General features: G+C 70.1%; 17 protein-coding genes. 7 read left to right on the top strand and 10 right to left on the bottom strand.

Going from position 1 to position 18,687, the window contains the following annotated elements; all coding sequences use genetic code 11:
- Positions 1 to 12: 12 nt before the first annotated feature.
- From SFB74_RS03050 to SFB74_RS03085, 8 genes are all read right to left on the bottom strand, one after another.
- Entirely contained in the window at positions 13 to 879 is an 867-nt protein-coding gene (locus SFB74_RS03050; RefSeq protein WP_432729188.1) for a branched-chain amino acid ABC transporter permease, read from the bottom strand.
- A gap of 16 nt (positions 880 to 895) precedes the next feature.
- A complete protein-coding gene (locus tag SFB74_RS03055; protein ID WP_125948984.1) occupies positions 896 to 1,594 on the bottom strand; it encodes an ABC transporter ATP-binding protein in 699 nt (232 codons plus the stop codon).
- Positions 1,581 to 2,342, bottom strand: a complete 762-nt coding sequence (locus SFB74_RS03060) for an ABC transporter ATP-binding protein (protein WP_432729189.1) — start codon at positions 2,340 to 2,342, stop codon at positions 1,581 to 1,583. Before SFB74_RS03060 ends, SFB74_RS03055 begins: the two co-directional genes overlap by 14 nt.
- Before the next feature lie 19 nt (positions 2,343 to 2,361).
- The gene (locus SFB74_RS03065; protein WP_432729190.1) at positions 2,362 to 3,672 is read right to left on the bottom strand and encodes an ABC transporter substrate-binding protein; all 1,311 of its coding nucleotides are present in this window, start codon (positions 3,670 to 3,672) and stop codon (positions 2,362 to 2,364) included.
- A 117-nt stretch (positions 3,673 to 3,789) separates the two neighbouring features.
- A complete protein-coding gene (locus tag SFB74_RS03070) occupies positions 3,790 to 4,773 on the bottom strand; it encodes a Bug family tripartite tricarboxylate transporter substrate binding protein (RefSeq protein WP_432729191.1) in 984 nt (327 codons plus the stop codon).
- A 40-nt stretch (positions 4,774 to 4,813) separates the two neighbouring features.
- Positions 4,814 to 6,283: an amidase gene (locus SFB74_RS03075; protein ID WP_432729192.1), complete on the bottom strand. Its 1,470-nt coding sequence runs from the start codon at positions 6,281 to 6,283 to the stop codon at positions 4,814 to 4,816.
- An 85-nt stretch (positions 6,284 to 6,368) separates the two neighbouring features.
- Positions 6,369 to 7,376 (bottom strand): helix-turn-helix domain-containing protein, encoded by a 1,008-nt coding sequence (locus SFB74_RS03080; RefSeq protein ID WP_432729193.1) that lies wholly within the window; start codon positions 7,374 to 7,376, stop codon positions 6,369 to 6,371.
- Between the two features lie 119 nt (positions 7,377 to 7,495).
- Complete coding sequence (locus SFB74_RS03085) at positions 7,496 to 8,023, bottom strand: MarR family winged helix-turn-helix transcriptional regulator (RefSeq protein WP_432729194.1); 528 nt, start codon at positions 8,021 to 8,023, stop codon at positions 7,496 to 7,498.
- A 147-nt stretch (positions 8,024 to 8,170) separates the two neighbouring features.
- Here SFB74_RS03085 and SFB74_RS03090 point away from each other — a divergent pair, with 147 nt between their 5' ends.
- Genes SFB74_RS03090 through SFB74_RS03120 form a run of 7 tightly spaced genes read left to right on the top strand, consistent with a single transcriptional unit; the run spans position 8,171 to position 15,899 of the window.
- Positions 8,171 to 9,613 carry an NAD-dependent succinate-semialdehyde dehydrogenase gene (locus SFB74_RS03090; RefSeq protein WP_432729195.1) on the top strand — a complete coding sequence of 481 codons (1,443 nt, stop codon included), beginning with the start codon at positions 8,171 to 8,173 and terminating at the stop codon, positions 9,611 to 9,613.
- A gap of 30 nt (positions 9,614 to 9,643) precedes the next feature.
- A complete protein-coding gene (locus SFB74_RS03095; protein WP_432729196.1) occupies positions 9,644 to 11,023 on the top strand; it encodes an aminotransferase class III-fold pyridoxal phosphate-dependent enzyme in 1,380 nt (459 codons plus the stop codon).
- The gene (locus SFB74_RS03100) at positions 11,020 to 12,270 is read left to right on the top strand and encodes a Tm-1-like ATP-binding domain-containing protein (protein ID WP_432729197.1); all 1,251 of its coding nucleotides are present in this window, start codon (positions 11,020 to 11,022) and stop codon (positions 12,268 to 12,270) included. The genes SFB74_RS03095 and SFB74_RS03100 overlap by 4 nt, the downstream gene beginning before the upstream one ends.
- Positions 12,267 to 12,938 carry an HAD-IA family hydrolase gene (locus SFB74_RS03105; RefSeq protein WP_432729198.1) on the top strand — a complete coding sequence of 224 codons (672 nt, stop codon included), beginning with the start codon at positions 12,267 to 12,269 and terminating at the stop codon, positions 12,936 to 12,938. Before SFB74_RS03100 ends, SFB74_RS03105 begins: the two co-directional genes overlap by 4 nt.
- Before the next feature lie 11 nt (positions 12,939 to 12,949).
- Positions 12,950 to 14,341, top strand: coding sequence for a transaminase (locus SFB74_RS03110; RefSeq protein ID WP_432729199.1), 1,392 nt, complete (start codon positions 12,950 to 12,952; stop codon positions 14,339 to 14,341).
- A complete protein-coding gene (locus tag SFB74_RS03115; protein ID WP_432729201.1) occupies positions 14,338 to 15,132 on the top strand; it encodes an SDR family oxidoreductase in 795 nt (264 codons plus the stop codon). Before SFB74_RS03110 ends, SFB74_RS03115 begins: the two co-directional genes overlap by 4 nt.
- Positions 15,129 to 15,899 (top strand): SDR family NAD(P)-dependent oxidoreductase, encoded by a 771-nt coding sequence (locus SFB74_RS03120; protein WP_432729202.1) that lies wholly within the window; start codon positions 15,129 to 15,131, stop codon positions 15,897 to 15,899. Before SFB74_RS03115 ends, SFB74_RS03120 begins: the two co-directional genes overlap by 4 nt.
- A 3-nt stretch (positions 15,900 to 15,902) precedes the next feature.
- Here SFB74_RS03120 and SFB74_RS03125 read toward each other — a convergent pair whose 3' ends face one another.
- On the bottom strand, positions 15,903 to 17,042 hold the full coding sequence (locus SFB74_RS03125) for an ABC transporter substrate-binding protein (RefSeq protein WP_432729203.1): 1,140 nt from the start codon (positions 17,040 to 17,042) through the stop codon (positions 15,903 to 15,905).
- A 65-nt stretch (positions 17,043 to 17,107) separates the two neighbouring features.
- Complete coding sequence (locus SFB74_RS03130; protein ID WP_432729204.1) at positions 17,108 to 18,619, bottom strand: DHA2 family efflux MFS transporter permease subunit; 1,512 nt, start codon at positions 18,617 to 18,619, stop codon at positions 17,108 to 17,110.
- Between the last annotated feature and the right edge of the window lie 68 nt (positions 18,620 to 18,687).

Raw genomic sequence — 18,687 nt, forward strand, 5'->3', positions numbered from 1 at the left:
GGAGTTCGCCGATCAGGAGCGTGGGCCCGCGAGGCCGTTGGGACGCACCATCAGCACCACGAAGAACAGCAGGTGCGCATACAGCGCGCCTGCATTGGAGTCGAGCCGCTGCCCCGCGAGCTGCGCCACGCCCAGCGCGATGCCGCCCACGAGTGCGCCCCGGAAGGAGCCCATGCCGCCGATGATGACCACCTCGAAGGCACCCAGCAGCCGCTCCACGCCCGAGAACGGCGTGAACGAGGTGCGCAGCGCGAGCAGCAGCCCGGCCACCGACGCGAAGGCCAGCGACAGCCCCATCACCACGCCGTACACGTGGGCCGGCCGCACGCCCATCGTGCGTACGATCTCGCGGTGGTCGGAGGTGGCGCGCACGATCAGGCCGAAGCGCGAGCGCTGCAGCAGCCACTGCAGCGCGCCGAAGGCCAGCACCGCGAGCACCAGCACCAGCACCGGATACCAGCCGATGCGCAGCCCGCCGATCTCGAAGCCGGCCGTGGCCAGCGCGCCGCCGTCGAGCGCGCGCGGATCGGCGCCGAAGAGCTCTGCCATCAGGTTGCGCAGCACCACCGCGATGCCGAAGGTCACCAGCACCGGCGTGAGCGGATCGTCGGTGGCGACGGCGCGGTTCAGCAGCAGCCGCTGCAGCAGGTAGCCGGTGCCGAAGGCCGCCAGCCCCACCGGCACGATGAAGAGCAGCGGCGACACGCCCGGAAACTGCGCGGCCAGGAACACAGCGAAGTAGGCCGCGAGCACCACGAACTCGCCATGCGCGAGGTTGACCATGCGCATCACGCCGAAGACCAGCGCCAGCCCGAGGCCGAAGAGCGCATAGAGGCCGCCGAGCAGCACGCCGTTGATGATGGTTTCGATCCAGGCCACGACCGCTCTTTCTTCTTCAGTGTCCGAAGTACGCGTTGGCGATCTGCTGCGCGCTGAAGTCGCTCGCGCGCCCCGCCAGCGTCACGCGCCCCTTGAGCAGGCAGTACACGCGCTGCGCGATGCGGCAGGCGCGAGTCACGTCCTGCTCCACGATCAGCAGCGCCGTGCCCTGCGCGCGGATGTCGACGAACGCGCGGTAGATCTGCTCGATCACCACCGGCGCGAGGCCCAGCGAGATCTCGTCGCACAGCATGAGGCGCGGATTGGCCATGAGCGCGCGGCCGATGCTCACCATCTGCTGCTGGCCGCCTGAGAGCTGCGTGGCCGGCCGATGGCGGAACTCGCGCAGGATCGGGAAGAGCGCATAAACCGTCGCCAGCGACCAGTGGCCGGGCCTCTGGCTCAGCGCACCCATGCGCAGGTTCTCCTCCACGGTGAGCGAGGGAAACAGCATGCGCCCCTCGGGCACCAGCGCGATGCCGCGGTGCGCGATGCGCTCGGCCGGCTCGGCCTCGATGGCCTGCCCGTCGAAGCGGATGGCGCCGCGGCTGCGACGGCCCAGGCCCGCGATGGCGCGGATCAGCGTCGACTTGCCCGCCCCGTTGGCACCGATCAGCGCGGTGGCCTCGCCTTCGCCCACGTCGAGCGACAGGTCGAACAGCGCCTGCAGGTCGCCGTAGTGGCTGCACAGCTCGCGCACCTCAAGCAGCGGCATGCCCGGCCTCCGCGCGTTCCGTGGCTTCTTCTTCTCCCACGCCCATGTAGATCTCGCGCACCTCGCGGCTGTCCATCGCGGCGGCGGGCGCATCCTCCAGCAGCTTGCGGCCGAAGTTCAGCACCATGATGCGGTCGGCCACCGCCATCAGCGCCTGCGCGATGTGCTCGATCCAGATCATCGCCACGTCCTTCTTGAGCTCCAGCACGAGCGCCACCAGCACCTGCACCTCGGCTTCGGTCAGGCCGCCGGCGATCTCGTCGAGCAGCAGCAGGTGCGGCCGCGCCGCGAGGCCCTTGGCCAGCTCCAGCCGCTTGCGGTCCAGCAGCGGCAGGCGGCCGGCGGGCGTGTCGGCGCGATCGGCCAGCCCGGTGCGTTCCAGCACCGCCCGGGCCTCGCGCTCGGCCTGCGCGCGCGGCAGCCGCGCGGCGAAGCTGGCGGCTGCCAGTGCGTTCTCGTAGGCGCTCAGGTGCGCGAAGGGCTGCGGGATCTGGAAGGCGCGTGCCACGCCCAGCCGCGCGCGCACGTCGGCGCGCAGGCCCACCAGTTCGCGGCCCTCGAGCTTGATGCTGCCGGCATCGGGCACGGCCACGCCGGTGATCAGGTTGAAGAGCGAACTCTTGCCCGCGCCATTGGGCCCGACCACGCCAAGGCACTCGCCGCGCGCGAGCGAGAGCGAGACCCCGTCGGCCACGACGATCTCACCGTAGCGCTTGCACAGGCCTTCGATGACGAGGCAGCTGGTCATGCGAGTGTGTTGTGGAGGCTCAGGCGGACTTGAGCTGCGACAGCAGCTTCAGCTCGTCTTCCACCGGAATCTGCGTCGCCGTGCTGTTGTGCGTGATGACCAGCTCGTACGGAAACTTGGCGCCGGCCTTCGTCTTGCGCCACTGGCCCGCCACCATCGGCGTGACGGCCACGCTCTTGATCGGGCTGCCCTTGAAGTCGATGCGCCCGACGATCGAGTCCAGCTGCAGGTTGGCCAGCGCGTCGCGCACCGCCTTCTTGTCCTTCGGATTGCTCGCGTTCTTCAGCGCCGCAATGCCCACTTCGAAGAGCGCGTGGCCGTAGCCGATGGGCTGCGTCCACTGCTTGCCGGTGCTGCTTTCCCAGTCGGCCGCCAGCGCCTTGGCGCTCTGGCCAGTCAGCGACGACTTGAACGGGAAGCTCGGCGTCCACCAGATCTCGGTCGACATGCCGTTGCCCGCCGCGCCCAGCGATTCGACCGCGCTCGGGAACAGGAAGGCCGCCGCCATCGTCACCACCTCGGGCCGGTAGCCCGCCTGCTGCGCCTGCTTCCAGAAAGTGGCGAAGTGGTTCGCGTAGGCGAAGCCCGAGACGATGTTCGCGCGCGCCGCCTTGAAGCTGGAGACCTGGTTGCTGAAGTCGTCGGTCGCGATCTTGAAGAAGCCGCCGTTGGTCTCCTTGTAGCCGCGCTGCTTCGCGCCGTTGGGGATGCCGTTGGCCGGATCGGCGAAGGCGTGGCCCGGGCCGTTGTCGATGTAGAGCGTGCCCAGCGTGCGTTCCACCTTCAGCGGCTCCCACATGCCGAAGAAGTTCTTCAGCACGTCGTCGGCGCCCCAGAAGAAGTGGAACGAGAACGGAAAGCCCTTCTGCGGCGTGGAGCCGCGCCCGAAGGTGATGGCCTGCCACGGGCCCATGGTGGAGACCATCGGCACGCCGTTGACGTCGCAGAGCTGGCCGGCGGCCAGCGCGGCGTCGCTGTCCTGCACCAGCAGCAGGTCGACCTTCTCGCGCAGCAGCAGCTCGCTCGACATGGTGGCGCCGCGGTTGGCGTCCGACTGGGTGTCGCGCACCACGATCTCGACCTTGTAGTTGGTGCCGCCGATGGTGAGCCCGTCCTTCAGCGCGGCGCGCACGCGCTCCAGGCTCCACGGATCGGCCTCGCCGAAATTGGCGCGCACGCCCGACAGCGTGGTGAGGTAGCCGATCTTGATCGTCTTCGATTGCGCATTGGCCAGCACGGGCACGCCGGCCAGCGCGGCCGCGCCGCCGCCGATGACGAGTTGGCGGCGCGTGAGCGCGCCGGAGGCTTCGCGGAAAGAGTCGGCGGTCATGGTGGTGTTCTCCTTGGCGTGTGGAGGATGGACAGCAGGGCAGGGTGGCATCGTCTCTCCGCACCGGCGCCATGCGTTATCGAAAACTGGCAAAAGGCAGGCAGCAGTCCGCGCGCCTCACTCGGGCCGCAGGTTCACCGACTTCGCGATCGCCCGATAGCGCTCCACGTCGGCCTGGTAGGCGCGGCGCAGCTCGGCCAGCGGCTGCTCGGGCGGCACCTTGCTGCCACCGAGCTCGATGCCGCGGCGGATCTCCGGCTTCTGCATCATCTGGTTGAAGGCCGCGTGCAGCCGCTGCTGCGTTTCCTCGGGCACGCGCTGCGACACCTGCACGCCCGACCACAGGCTGTAGACGAAGTCCTCCAGCCCCTTGCTGTTGCGCATCAGCGGAATGGCGGCGAAGCGCTCGTGCGGCACGGTGGCCGCGAGGCCCAGTGCCTTGACCTTGCCGGCGTCCAGCAGGTCGGGCACGTTGCCGGCCAGCGGCATGAACACCAGGTCGATCTGTCCGCCCAGCAGGTCGTTGACCACCGGCGCCATGCCCTTGTAGGGCACGTGCAGCATCTTCGTTCCCGTCTGCTGCGTGAAGCGCTCGCCCAGCAGGTGGTAGAGCGAGCCCGGGCCGATGCTGCCGTAGCTCAGCTCCTTCGCATCGGGGCGGCGCAGCATCGCGACCAGCTCGTCGACGCTGCCCACGCCCAGGTCCTTGCGTGCCAGCAGCACCATCGAGGTGACGGCCATCACGCCGATGGGGCGGAAGTCCTCCGCCTTGTAGCGCGCACTGGCCAGCGTGAGCGGCGTGAGCATCAGCTCCATCGGCGAGCCCAGCAGCAGCACCGAGCCGTCGGCGGGCGCGTTGGCTGCCTTCATCACGCCCAGCGATCCGCTGGCGCCGGGCACGTTGTCGACGATGGCGGTCTGCCCCAGCAGCCGCGAGAACTCGGGCGCGGCCAGTCGCGCGTTGATGTCGGAGCCGCCGCCGGCGGGGTAGGGAACGATCAGGCTCAGGGTCTTGCCCGCCGGGCCCTGGGCTGCGGCGAGCCCGGTCAAGGTGGAGAGGCCGGCGGCAAGGCCGGCGCCGATCAGTGAACGTCTGCGCATGGGTTGTCTCCTCGTGTCGTTTGTTGTCGGGGTCCGGAATTCAGTGCGCGTTCTGCAGCGGCGGCGGGCGCACATCCGCGAAGGGCGTGGCCTTGTGCCAGCCGTGCGCCATGCGCAGCACCTCCAGGTCGGCGCCGGGCCTGCCGATGAGCTGCAGCCCCATCGGCAGGCCGCGAGTGCCGGCCTCCTGCGAGAAGCCGGCCGGTATCGCCATCGCGGGCAGGCCGGCGAGCGAGGGGCCGATGGTCACTTCCATCCAGCGGTGGTAGGTGTCCATCGCGCGGCCACCTACTTCGCGCGGCCAGTGCTCGTCGGCGGAAAGCGGAAACACCTGCGCGGCCGGCAGCACCAGGAAGTCGAAGCGCTCGAAGAGCTTCAGCAGCGCGCCATGCCACTGCGTGCGCGTGACTGCGGCCTCATGCAGCATCGCCGCGCTCAGGCGCTCGCCCTGTTCCACTTCCCAGCAGGCCTCGGGCTTGAGTTGCGCGCGCGTGATGGGGTCGGCATGCAGGCCGCGCAGCGCGCCCGCGACGATGAAGCCGCGCAGGCGCAGCCATGCGGTCCACAGCGCGTCGAAGTCGAAATCGGGAATAGTGGCGTCGACGCTGCAGCCCAGCGTGTCGAAGTGCCGCAGCGCCGATTCGCACAGCGCCATCACGCCCCGCTCCATCGGCAGATGGCCGCCGAGGTCACCCAGCCACGCGATGCGCCGGCCGCGCAGCTCGGCGTCGAGCGGCTGCGCGAAGACTTCGCCGTCGCCCGCGAGGCTCAGCGGCGAGCGCTCGTCGTGGCCGGCCTGCACCGACAGCAGCCATGCCACGTCCTCCGGCGTGCGGCCCATCGGCCCTTCGCAGCCGAGCTGCTGGAAGAAGAGTTCGGGCCCCGGCCCGGTCGGCACGCGGCCCAGCGAAGGGCGCAGGCCGTAGACGTTGTTCCATGCGGCGGGGTTGCGCAGCGATCCCATCATGTCGCTGCCGTCGGCCACCGGCAGCATGTGCAGCGCGAGCGCCACCGCGGCGCCGCCGCTGCTGCCGCCGGCCGCGTGGTCCGTGCTCCATGCGTTGCGCGTGGTGCCGAACACCGTGTTGTAGGTGTGCGAGCCGAGGCCGAATTCCGGCGTGTTGCTGCGGCCGACGAAGATGGCGCCCGCACTGCGCAGGCGCTCGACCATGATCGCGTCGTGCGCCGTGACCTGCTTCGCGAACACCGGGCTGCCCATGGTGGTGGGCATGCCGGCGGTGGCGACGAAGTCCTTGGGTGCCATCGGAAAGCCGTGCAGCCTTCCCACCGCTTCTCCGCGAGCGAGGCGCGCATCGCAGGCGTCGGCCTGCTGCAGCAGCTGTGCCGTGGGCTGCAGCGAGACCAGTGCGTTGACGGCCGGGTTGAAGCGCTCGATCTGCGCGAGGCAGGCCTGCATCAGTTCGCGGCATGAGAGCTCGCGGCGCTGCAGGGCGGTGGCGAGCGCGCGGGCGCTCAGCGTAGTCGGCGCGGTCGAAAGGGAGGCGGACATATGGCGGTCAACGATAGCGACCGCCTCGCCAAGCCAGTATCGAAAAACGGCAAACTTCGCGCGCCCGCCGCGCGCGGTGGCTGCCTCAGTGGTGCGTGACCGCCGCGTTGCGCAGCGTCTGCGAGGGCAGTTCGCCGAACTGGCGGCGGTAGTCGGTGGCGAACTGGCTCAGGTGCCAGAAGCCCCAGTGCGCGGCGATGTCCTGCACCGCGCGCGATTCGGGCCGCTTGAGCGCGCGGCGCACGCCATTGAGGCGCAGCGCCCGCAGGTAGCGCGCCGGGCTCAGGCCCAGCGTTTCCTGGAAGCAGTAGTTGAGCTTGCGCTGGCTCGCGCCGATGCGGCTGCACACCTCCAGCATCGACATCGGCTCGTCGGGCCGCGACATCATCAGCTCGCAGGCGCGGCGCACCACGCGGCGATGCGCCTCGGTGGAGCGCAACTCGCGCAGGTCGATGTCCTCGGGCAGCGCGCTGAGCCAGGCCAGCAGCACGTCGTCGCGCAGCTGCATCGTGGCGACGGGGTCGTCGAGCAGGGCGGGCATGTCGTCGAGCGCGGTGAAGGTGCCCCGCAACGTGCCGCGCAGCGACTGCATCGTCGCGTCGTCGAAGTGCAGCACCACGCGGCGTTCGAGCCATGCAGGCGGCGCGCGATCATTCAGGCGCTCGGCCAGCGACTGCAGCAGCCCGTTGTCGACCACGATGCCCGTCAGCTCGAAGCCCGCGGGGCTGCACAGGTCGAGCTCGTCGCAGCGGCCGACCATCACCGATTCCGTGTCCAGCCGCTGGCCCGAGAAGCGGGCCTCGCCGTCCTGACGGCATGTGAGCGCGAAGCCGCAGCAGTCGGGATTCATCTCGCCATGCTGGCGCAGCGCGCGGTTGGTGGTCTCGCGCACCAGCCGCAGGCCGGGCAGCTGCACGTGATCGAGAAAGCCCGCGAAGCTGCCGCCGGAGAGCATGTCGCACTCCAGGTGCCAGCCGTTCTGTCCGCTGGCATAGGCGTCGATGTCGTGCGTGTTGAGGGTCCAGCGCTCTACGGCGGGCTGATGATGTTGGGAGGAGGCGGTCTGGCAGTTCATGGCGGTCCGGCGGGTCATCGGCAAGGGTGTGCGTGGCCCTCCCTCAAGCAATCTCCAGACCAGATTGTTTCGTTGACAACGATTTCAAAGTGACAGGACAAACCCCTAAGCGCAAGGGGCGAGTGCCTGTGCGCAGGCTATTCGAGCTCGCCGCTGGGCTCGAAGCCGGTGGTGCTGTCGAAGAGCTTCTGCACGATGGTCTGCAGCACCTGCTGCTCCTCGGGCGTGAGTTGCGCGAAGAGGCGCTGCGCGGTGTCGTGCGCGAGCGGCACCATGTCGCGATACAGCGCGAGGCCTTCTTCTTCCAGCGACACGATGACCTTGCGGCGGTCCTCGGCCGATGGATGCATGTTGGCCAGACCCAGGTCCACCAGCCGGTGCTGCGCGCGGCTCACGCGGGCCTTGTCCATGCTCGTCTTCTGTGCGATCTCCAGCGCCGAGAGCGCACCGTACTTGCCCAGCACCACGACGATGCGCCACTCCGGAATCTGCAGCGAGAAGCGGCTGGCGATCGACTGGCCCACCGTCTGGCTCACACGATTGGCGACCACCGAAAGCTGGAAGGGCAGGAAGGTCTCGAGGTCGAATGCATCGACGCTCGCGTTGCTGCGCGCGCGCGTGGAGGTTTTGGAGCTTGGCCGTGAGGGAGTGCGTGAACGGGGCACGGTGCGAGTGTGTGGTGGGTGTGCGTGTCGTCGATGGATCGGAGCGAGGAACAGTATAGGAAGGCCTTCGCGCATCGCGAACAGGGCCGCGCGAGGTTTGCCAGTTTTCGATAACGCCGCATGCGGGTCGCTACCTATCGTGCAGGCATGGACTACCCCGAACTCGCACTGCACATCGCCGGCCGGTGGCGCACGCAGACCCAAGGCGGCCGCCGCGCCGTGATCGACCCCGCCACCGAAGAAACGATCGCGCACCTGCCGCTCGCAGGCCGCGAGGAGCTGGCCGAGGCTGCCGAAGCCGCGCGGCGCGGCTTCATTCAATGGCGCGCGAAGAGCGCGCTCGAGCGCTGCAACATCCTGCGCACTGCAGCGCAGAAGATCCGCGAGCAGGCGAAGACCATCGCGCAGGTGCTCACGCTCGAACAGGGCAAGCCGCTGACCGAGTCGGTGCGCGAGGTCACGCTGTCGGCCGACATCGTCGACTTCCAGGCGGAGGAGGCCAAGCGCCTCTACGGCCGGCTGGTGCCGCCGCGCGTCGAGGGCATTCTTTCGCAGGCCGTGGTGCGCCGGCCGGTGGGGCCGGTGGCGGCCTTCACGCCGTGGAACTTTCCGGCCAACCTGCCGGCGCGCAAGCTGGCGAGCGCGCTCGCCGCGGGCTGCAGCGTGGTCATCAAGCCCGCGGAGGAAACGCCGGGCACCTGCATGCTGCTGGTGCGCGCCTTCCTCGATGCGGGCGTGCCGCCCGAGGCGCTCAACATGGTTTGCGGCGAGCCGGCCGAGGTGTCTTCGTTCCTCATCGACCATCCGGCGATCGCCAAGGTGTCGTTCACCGGCTCGGTGGCGGTGGGCAAGCTGCTGGGCGAACAGGCGGCGCGCCACGTCAAGCGCTTCACCGGCGAGCTCGGCGGCCACGCGCCGGTGATCGTCTGCGAGGACGCCGACTTTTCCTTCGCGCTCAAGAGCTCCATCGCCGCCAAGTTCCGCAACGCGGGGCAGGTGTGCGCTTCGCCGATCCGCTTCTACATACCGCGCAGCCGCTTCGGCGAATGGAGCGAAGCCTTCGTGCAGGCCGCGCGCGCATTGCGCATGGGCCCGGGCACCGATGCTGCCACGCAGATGGGCCCGCTCGCTCACTCGCGGCGCATCGAGGACATGCAGCGCTTCGTCGACGACGCCGTCGAGCGCGGCGCGCAGCTGCTGTGCGGCGGCCAGCGTGCGAAGTGGCCCGGCTACTTCTTCGAGCCCACCGTGATCGCCAACGCGCCGCCAGACAGCCGCGTGATGCGCCAGGAGCCCTTCGGCCCCATCGCGGTGCTGCAGCCCTACGACACGCTCGACGAAGCCATCGCGGGCGCCAACGCCTTGCCCTACGGACTCGGCGCCTACGCCTTCACGCGCGACCTGCAGACCGCGCACCGCCTCGGCGAGGCGCTGGAGGCCGGCATGGTCGGCATCAACCACTTCGGCGTCTCGCAGCCCGAGATGCCCTTCGGCGGCTGGAAGGAAAGCGGCATCGGCCAGGAGATGGGCGCCGAAGGCCTGCTGCACTACACCGAAGTCAAGACCCTCACCGTCGGCGTGCCGGCCTGAGCACGCAATGCAAATTTCCGGAGACAACGCATGACATCGACCGATGCCGCCGCAGTGGCGGCACTCAAGCGCGACAACGCCCAGTACCTGTGGCACCCCATGGCCCATCCGCAGGCCATGCAGAAGACGAAGCCGGACATCATCGCGCGCGGCGAGGGCTGCTGGATCTGGGACGTCGACGGCCACAGGATGCTCGACGGCGTCGGCGGCCTGTGGGCCGCGAACCTCGGCCACAGCAACAAGGCGGTGCGCGACGCCATCGTCGCGCAGCTCGACGAGCTGCCCTTCTACAACGTGTTCCGCGGCACCACCCATCCGCGCGCCATCGAGCTGTCGAAACGCATCGTGCAGACCATGGAGCCCGACGGCGTGGCGGCGGTGTTCTTCAGCAACGGCGGCTCCGACGCGGTGGAAGGCGCGCTCAAGCTCGCGCGCCAGTACTGGAAGCTCAAGGGCCAGGCCGATCGCCACAAGTTCATCGCGCTGCGCCAGGGCTATCACGGCGTGCACTTCGGTGGCATGAGCGTCAACGGCAACCTCAACTTCCGCCGCGCCTACGAGCCCCTGCTGCCCGGCTGCTTCCACGTTGACACGCCATGGCTGTACCGCAACCCGTACACGCAAGACCCAGAGGAGCTGGGCGAGATCTGCGCCACGCTGCTGGAGCGCGAGATCCTCTTCCAGGGCCCCGACACCGTCGCAGCCTTCATCGCCGAGCCGATCCAGGGCGCGGGCGGCGTGATCGTGCCGCCGCCCAACTACTGGCCGCGCGTGCGCGAGATCTGCGACAGGTACGGCGTGCTGCTGATCGCCGACGAAGTCGTCACCGGCTTCGGCCGCGGTGGCGCGATGTTCGGCACGCGGCTGTGGAACGTGAAGGCCGACCTGTGGTGCCTCGCGAAGGGCATCTCCTCGGGCTACGTGCCGCTGGGCGCCACGGCCATCGGAGCGAAGGTGGCCGAGGCGTTCATGGACGACCCGACGGGGCAGGCCGCGGTGGGCCACGGCTACACCTACAGCGCGCACCCGGTGGCGGCTGCTGCCGCGCTGGCCACGCTCGACCAGATCGAGGCGCTCGACGTGCCGGGCAACGCCGCGCGCGTGGGCGCGCATTTCCAGGCACGCGTGCGGCCCTTCGTGGATCGCTTCAGCTTCGTCGGCGACGTGCGCGGCATGGGCCTGATGCTCGGCATCGAGATGGTGGCCGACAAGGCCACGCGCGCCACGCTGCCGCGCGGCAACCCGGTCGCGGCGAAGGTGGCGCAGGCCGCCTACCGGCGCGGGCTGATGGTGCGCATCTCGGGGCCGAACCTGATCCTCTCGCCGCCGCTGGTCATCACGCGCGAGGAGGTCGACTTCATGGTCGATGCGCTCGAAGGCGCGTTCGCCGAGGTGGAAGCGACGCTGTGACACCGACCGTTCCGACCATCCTCCTGATCGGCACCGCCGATACCAAGAGCGCCGAGCTGCTCTTCATGCGCGAGTGCATCGAGGCCGGCGGCGGCCGCGCGGTGGTGATGGACGTGGGCGTGCTCGACGGCGCGCCCTTCGTGCCCGAGATCACCCACGTCGAAGTGGCAGCGGCCGCAGGCAAGACCGTCGCCGAAGTCGCGGCCAGCGGCGACGAGAACACCGCGATGACGCTGATGGCTCACGGCGCCGCGAAACTTGCAGCCCGCTGGCAGGCCGAGGGTCGCATCGACGGCATGCTGGCGCTGGGCGGCACCATGGGCACCGACCTCGCGCTCGACGTGGCGCAGGCGCTGCCGCTGGGCGTGCCGAAGGTGCTGGTCTCGACGATCGCCTACTCGCACCTGCTGCCGCCCGAGCGCATTCCGCCCGATCTCATCATGGTGCTGTGGGCCGGCGGTCTCTACGGCCTCAACAGCCTGTGCCGCTCGGCCCTGAGCCAGGCCGCTGGCGCGGTGCTGGGCGCTTGCCGCCAGGTGCGCGCGCCGGCCTTCGGGCGGCCGCTGGTGGGCATGACCTCGCTGGGCTCCAGCGCGCTGACCTACATGAAGACGCTCAAGCCCGCACTGGAGTCGCGCGGCTACGAGGTCGCGGTGTTCCACACCACGGGCATGGGCGGGCGCGCCTTCGAGGCGCTGGCCGCCGAAGGCCGCTTCTGCGCGGTGATGGACTTCAGCCTGCAGGAGCTGGCCAACCAGCTCGGCGGCTCCTGCGTCAACGCAGGCCCCGACCGGCTGCTGGGCGCCGGCCGCGCGGGCACGCCGCAGATCGTGGCGCCGGGTGCGATCGACATGCTCGACTACCCCGCGTGGCAGCCCATGCCCGCGGGGCTCGAAGGCCGGCCAGCGCACATGCATAACCGGCTGCTGGCCTCCGCGCTGAGCGCGCCCGATTTCCGTCGTGGCGTCGCGGCCGAGATCGCGCGCCGGCTGGCCCGTGCCGAAGGCGCCACCTGCGTGCTGATGCCGCTGCAGGGCATCGAAGGCTGGGACCGCCCCGGCGAGCCGCTACACGACCCCGAGGGCCTCGCGGCCTTCACCGACGGCCTGCGCGGCAGCATCGGCAATGTCACGCGGCTGATCGAGCTGGACGCGCACATCAACGACGACGCCTTCTGCGACGCCGCGCTGCGCGTGTTCGACGCATGGGTGGCCGACGGCACCGTGCCCGAGGGGAGGCCCGCATGAGCCACGGCACGCAGGCACTTGTGCTGGACTTCGGCGGCGTCATCAGCCGCACGCTGTTCGAGACGCACGCGCTCACCGAGGAGGCGCTCTCGTTGCCGCGCGGCACGCTGACATGGCGCGGCCCCTTCGACATCGCGAGCGATCCGCTGTGGCGCGACATGCAGGCCGACAGGATCTCCGAGCGCGACTACTGGATGGCGCGTACCCGCGAAGTCGGCTCGCTGGTGGGCGAGCGCTGGGACCGCATGGAAACCTTCGTGCAGCGCGCGCGCGGCGCCGACCCGGAGGCGGCGATCCGGCCCGAGGCGATCGCGGCCATCGACGCGGCACGCCGCGCGGGCTGCAGGCTAGCGATCCTCTCCAACGAGCTCGACCTGTTCTACGGCGCCGACTTCCGCAAGCGCCTGCCCTTCATGTCCGCCTTCGACGTGGTGGTGGACGCCACGCACACCGGCATCCTCAAGCCCGACGCGCGCGCCTACCGGCAATGCATCGAGCAGCTCGGCCTGAGCGCCGATGCCTGCGTGTTCGTCGACGACCAGCTGCGCAACATCGCCGGCGCCGAGCGCGTGGGCATGCGCACCGTGCACTTCGACGTGATACATCCGGGCGCGAGCTATGCGAAGGCCCTGGCCTTGCTGGGTGTCGCTTCTTCCTCTCTCGATTGATCTTTCTTCCGATGACACCGACCTTCGAACCTACCGTGCCGCGCGAGCGCGTGCAGGCCCTGATGCAGGCCGAACAGGAGCGCTACGCGCGCACCCACGCCCGCTCCGGCGAACTCTATGCCCAGGGCCAGCAGGCCTGGCTCTACGGCGCGCCCTCGCACTGGATGCGCCGCTGGATCGGCGGCTGGCCGCTGTACGTGCAGGACGCGCAGCTGCCCTACGGCGCGCGCTTCGTGGACGTGGACGGCAACGGCTATGCCGACTTCTGCCTCGGCGACACCGGCGGCATGTGCGGCCACGGTCATCCCGCCATCGTCGAGGCGATGGCGCGGCAGGCGCGCGTGGGCACGTCGCTGATGCTGCCGAACGACGATGCTGCCTGGGTCGGCGAGGAGCTCGCGCGCCGCTTCGGCCTGCCGTACTGGAACCTCACGACCTCGGCCTCGGACGCCAACCGCGCCTGCATCCGGCTGGCGCGCATGGTCACGGGCCGGCCGCGCGTGCTGGTGTTTTCGGGCTGCTATCACGGCTCGGTGGAAGAGGCGCACGTGGAGCTGCGCGACGGCGCGATCGCGATGCGCAACAACATCCATCCCAACGGTTTTCCGCACGACAAACTTTCGGCCGTGGTCGAGTTCAACGACCTGCCGGCGCTGGAGCGCGCGCTGCGCGCCGGCGACGTGGCCTGCGTGCTGGCCGAGCCCGCGATGACCAACTACGGAATGATCGCGCCCGACCCCGGCTTCCACGAGGCGCTGCGCCGCCTCACGCGCGAGACCGGCACGCTGCTCGTCATCGACGAGACCCACACCATCTCCAGCGGCCCGGGTGGCTACACCCGCGAGCACGGGCTCGAGCCCGACATGTTCGTGATCGGCAAGGCCATCGCGGGCGGCATCCCGGCCGCCGCCTTCGGCCTGAGCGCGGAAACCGCCGAACGCGTCTGGCAGGTGCTGCCCAAGCTGCATCCCACGCAACGCCAGTCGGCGCATGCAGGCTTCGGCGGCACGCTGGCAGGCAATGCGCTCACCGTGGCCGTGATGCGCGCGGTGCTGTCGCAGGTGCTGACTCCGGAAGCCTTCGAGCGCATGCGCACGCTCGCGCAGCGGCTGGCCGATGGCGTCAACGCCAGCATCGCGGAAGCGGGCCTGCCGTGGCACGCCACCAAGGTCGGCGCGCGCGTGGAAACGCTCTTCTGCTCCGACGCGCCGCGCAACGCCGCCGACGTGCGCCGCACGCGCGACGGCGATCTGGAGGCACTGCTGCATCTCTACCTGATGAACCGGGGCGTGCTCATCACGCCCTTCCACAACATGATGCTGTGCTGCCCCGGCACCACCGAGCGCGAGGTGGATGAGCACAACGCCGCGTTCGCCGACTTCGTGCGGGAGTGCAGGGGATGAGCGCGGGCGACGCGTTCGGCCTCGAAGGCAAGGTCGCGCTCGTCACCGGCGGCGGGCGCGGCATCGGCGCGGCCATCGCGCAGGTGTTCGCCGAGGCCGGTGCCTCGGTACTGATCGCCAACCGCACCGGCAGCGCGGGCGAGGCGGTGGCGGCCGCGCTGCGCGAGCGCGGCCTTCGCGCACAGGCGCTCGCCTGCGACATCGGCCGGCGCGACGAGGCCGAACGTGCCGTGGCCGAGGCGGCGCGCATCTTCGGCGCGCTCGACATCGTGGTCCACAACGCCGCCGTCAATCCCTGGGCCGCGATCGACGCGATGACTGATGAGCAGCTCGAGCAGACGCTGGCCGTGAACCTCAAGGCCTGCTTCTGGCTCGCGCAAGCGGCGGTGCCGCACATGCGCGCGCGCGGCGGCGGGCGGCTGCTGGTCACCTCGTCGGTGACGGGGCCACGCGTCGCGATGCCGGGCAGCGCGCACTACGCGGCGAGCAAGGCGGGCGTGAACGGCTTCATCCGCACTGCTGCGCTGGAGTACGCGCGCGAGGGCATTACCGTCAACGGCGTGGAGCCGGGCTACATCGCCAAGCAGGGCGGCTCGCTGCTGTCCGACCCGGTGAAGGCGGCGCGCATCGCGCGGCACATCCCGGCCGGCGAACTCGGGCGGCCTGAGGACATCGCCTACGCGATGCGCTTCCTGGCCAGCCCGGCGGCGCGCTACATCACGGGGCAGACCATCGTGGTCGATGGCGGCTCGACGCTGCCCGAGAACCCGTTCTTCGCGGAGCAGGCATGACAGGGCGCCTGCAGGGCAAGGCCTGCCTGGTGGTCGGTGCGGCCACCGGCATCGGTGCCGCCGTGGCTGCACGCTTCGCTGCCGAGGGCGCGCGCGTCGCGGTGGCCGGCTGGCCGAAGCCGCAGCCGGTGGGCGATGGGCCGGCTTTCGATTGCGACGTGACCGACGACGCGGCCGTCCGTGCCGCCGTGACAGCGGTGCAGGCCGCCTTCGGCCGCATCGACGTGCTGGTGAACTGCGCAGGCATCGTGCGCAACGACGACGCGGCCGACATCGACGACGACGACTGGCTGCGCCTGCACGAGGTTAACCTCGGCGGCACCATGCGCTGCCAGCGCGCGGTGCTGCCCGGCATGGTGGCTCAAGGTGGCGGCGCCATCGTCAACATCGCCTCGGTCGCGGCATTCAATGCCGGAGCAGGCATGGCTAGCTACGCCGCGAGCAAGGCCGGCGTGGTCGCGCTCACGCGTTCGGCGGCGCAGGCCTACGGGCCGCAGGGCGTGCGCGTGAATGCGCTGTGCCCCGGCTGGGTCGATACGCCGATGAGCCGGCAGGAGATGCGCGACCTCGCAGCCGAGCGCGGCATCGACGAGAGCGCCGCGCACGCCCAGACGGTGGCGCGCATCGCGCTGGGCCGCATGGCCACGCCCCAGGAGATGGCGGCCGTGTGCCTGTTCCTCGCCAGCGACGAGGCTTCATTCATCACCGGCGCTGCGCTGGTGGCCGACGGCGGCGCGCGGGTGCCGGCATCGGCGCGGGCCGCGTGAGCCCTAGCGCAGGAACTTGCCTTCCTTCGTCACCCGCACCATTTCGATGAAGCGCGAGCCGGTGTTGCTGGCGCCGGTGAAGTCGATCTCCATGTTGCTCATGCGCAGCTTCATGGCTTTCAGCGTGGCGTGCAGCTTCGCGCGCGTGAGGTCGCGGCCCGTGCGGCGCAGCGCCTCGATCATCACCATCGCGTTCACGTAGCCCTCGTAGCTCAGGTAGCCGATGTCCACCTTGGCGCGCTCGGCGAGTTGGCGGTATTCCTTCGCGCCGGCGTCGACCTCGCTCCACGGGTAGGGCACGATCTGCGAGATGGCCAGGCCACTGGTCTTGTCGCCCACCAGTTTCGCGGTGACGTCGCCCGGCACGATCGACATGCCGTAGAACATCTGGCGCCCGCCGGCGGTCCATGCGGCCTTCATCACCTCGCCGCCGATGCCGCCGCCCAGGTACATGATCACCGCTTGCGCCTTGCTGTCGGCCAGCGCCTTGCCGGCGGCCTCGTTGGTGCTGCCGTCGCCCTTCACCGCCACCGCCGCCTCGGGCTTGAGCTTCAGCGCGGTCAGCGCCTCTCCGACGAGCCTGGCGACTTCGGCGCCGCCGGGGTTGTCGAGGTAGGCCACCGCGATGCGCGAGACGCCGATGGTCGTCAGGTGCTGCACCAGCGCCTGCGCCTCGCGCGCGAAGGTGGCGCGAACGAAGTAGCCCGAGCCGCCGACCTTTTCGCGTGCCGAGTCGGACACCGCATACGCGCCCACCAGCGGCGCGCCGCTCTGGCTCAACACCTTGGCTGCGGCCGCCGTGGTGCCGGAGCCCACGCAGCCGAAGAAGGCGAAGGCGCGATGCTCGCCCAGCAGTTTCTCGTAGTTGGCGACGGCCTTCTCGGGCTGCAGCTCGTCGTCGAGCGACACCAGCCTGATCTTGCGGCCCGAGAGCCCGCCCTGCGCGTTGACGGCGTCGAAGGCCAGCCCCGCGCCGGCCATCACCACCTTGATCGGCACGCCCAGCGGGCCGCTCAGGATGCCGGTGTGGCCGAGGACGATCTCGCTGTCGGTGACGCCGTTCTCGGCGGCCAGGGAGGATGAAAACGGGCCAAGGCTGGCCACTGCCGCAGCCGAGGCGGCGATGAAGTTTCTACGGTGCATGGGGGCTGATTGCGATACAACTTATAACAATTGAATGCGAAAGCCCCGTCTTCCGCCGCCGGGGTTTACCCCGTGTTGCGCGGCGACCCCGCCTGTTCTCCAGACCCCTGGCGCAGTTGCCACGCCGCGCAGATGGCCAGCGCGCAGAGCCCGGCCAGCATCGCGAACACCTCGTCGAAGGCGGCCAGCCGCGCCGGGCTGCTCATCGGGTTGGCCAGCGAATCGCCGTGCGCCGCGAGGCGCCACTCGAGCACGATGGCGCACAGGCTCACGCCGGCCGCGCCGCCGAGCATGCGCACGAAGTTGATGGCGCTCGCGCCCTGCGGAATCAGCGGCTTGGCCAGCGGCCGCATCGAGCCCAGGTTGAGCGAGGGCAGGATGAAGCCCAGCCCGATGCGCCCGATGATCGCGAAGGCCACCAGCAGCCACAGCGCGCTGTCGAGCCGCAGCACCATCATCAGCGCGAACGAGGCCGCCAGCAGCGCGAGGCCGATGGTCACCAGCACCCAGGTCGGGTGCTTGTCGGCCAGGCGGCCCACGCCGGCGATGGTGAGCGCCAGCACGATGCCCGCCGGCAGCAGGATGGTGCCTACGTGCGACGCCGACAGGTGCAGCCCCACCTGCATGTACACCGGCAGCAGGTAGGTGGAGCCGAACAGCGCCGTGCCGTAGATGAAGGCGACCACGCTGCCCATCGCGAACTGCCGGTAGCGGAAGAGCGCGAGGTTCATCAGCGGCGTGCCGCCCGAGGCCGCGAGGCGCCGCTGCCACCACACGAAGATGCCGCCCGAGGCCAGCGCGCCCGCGAGCAGCAGCGCCGCCTGCAATGGCGAATCGCCGCGCAGCGCCACCAGGCCGTTGAGCAGGCACAGCGTGCCGACCGTGCCCAGCGCCAGTCCGCGCGCGTCGAGGCCGTCGCCGCGCGTGGCGGCCACGCCGCCGGGCGCGGTCTTGGGCACGAACTTGTAGGCCAGCCAGAGAGAGGCCAGGCAGAACGGCACCACCATGAAGAAGATCGAGCGCCAGCCGAACAGGTCGACCAGCACCCCGCCGATGCTCGGCCCCACGGCCGGTGCCAGCACCACGCCCATGCCGAAGATGCCGCTGGCGCGCCCCTGCTCGTGCGGCTCGAAGGCGCGCAGGATGATGATGGCCGGAATGGGCTGCACCACGCCCGCCGCCAGCCCCTCGGCCACGCGCGCGAACAGCACCAGCGAGAAGTCGTTGGCCACGCCGCCCACGATGCCGCCCACCAGCAGCAGGAGCATCGTGCCCACGTAGGTGCGCCGGTAGCCGTAGCGCGACAGCAGCCATGGCGTGGTGAGCATCGACACCGTCATCGCCACCATGAAGCCCGAACTCACCCACTGCGCGCGCTCCTGGCCGAGCGAGAAGTGATGGCTCATGCCGGGGATCGCCACGTTGACGATGGTCGAGGACATGATCGATGCCATCGTTCCCACCATCACGGAAAGCAGCAGGTACCAGCGGTAGCGTTCGCCATAGCGCTGGCGCATCGTGCCGATGGAGGGCGGGGCCGGCGTGGTCGCGGCTTCTTGGGGCTGTGGGGAGGTCATGGGGCGGCGGAATGTCTCGGGTCCGTCGTCCTACAAGCATATCGGGCTTTGCGCGGCGGCAAATGAAA

Source organism: Variovorax xiamenensis, from assembly GCF_050916385.1.
Lineage (GTDB): Bacteria > Pseudomonadota > Gammaproteobacteria > Burkholderiales > Burkholderiaceae_C > Variovorax.